1 protein-coding gene is annotated in these 771 nt (G+C 72.6%); it reads left to right on the forward strand.

The features are described from left to right. A partial coding sequence (locus OOT08_RS02460) for a choice-of-anchor Q domain-containing protein (protein ID WP_325090963.1) occupies window positions 1–771 on the forward strand: 771 nt, incomplete at both ends.

The raw sequence follows: 771 nt of genomic DNA on the forward strand, positions 1-771 counted from the left end.
GAGCCGATGACGACGAGCTTCGATGTCGCAAACAGCACCTTCGTCGGCCTCGTATCCCCCGAGACGCAGGGTCACCTCGTGTTGAACCTGACCAACCCGAGCTCCCGCGCCGTCTTCGACCACGTCACGGTTCTCGGAGCCTCGGTGCAGGTCGGGTCCTGGGTCGACGCGGTCGTCTTCGAGATGCGGGACACGGTCATCGACGCGGCCGGGCAGCCCCCGGTCGATCAACCAATGCCCGCTCGCGCCGCGGGCATCGATACCGCAGCTGATGATCCAGAGGTCACCGTGGTCGCCCGCTCCACCCGGAGCGCCTATGTCGAGGATTCCGGACAGGGGTACCCCCTCATCGAGGGCACGGACGACGTGATCGTCGCGAGCTCGGCGGACCTCAAGCTCGGCACCCTGGCGAACAACGGCGGTCCCACCCAGACCGTGCTGCCCGCCGCCGGGAGCCCGCTCATCGACGCCGGGGAGTCCGGCTCGGATCTGGCCCCCGATCAGCGGGGCATCAGCCGCCCGCAGGGCCCCCGCGCGGACATCGGCTCGGTTGAGGTCGAGGTGACCACGCCGCCGACGACCACGCCGCCCACGACGACCCCGCCCACCACCACGCCGCCGACCACGGCCCCGCCCACGACGAGCGTGCCCCCGACCGGCACCGAGACCCCGGGGACCACGGCCCCGAGCACGGGCGGCCCGGCGACTCCCGGCGGCCCGACTGACCCGCTCGCGCAGACCGGCCAGGACGCGCCGATCGCCCCCTGGGCA

Origin of the sequence: Leucobacter sp. M11, assembly GCF_035726885.1 — a bacterium.
Lineage (GTDB): Bacteria > Actinomycetota > Actinomycetes > Actinomycetales > Microbacteriaceae > JAPFRB01.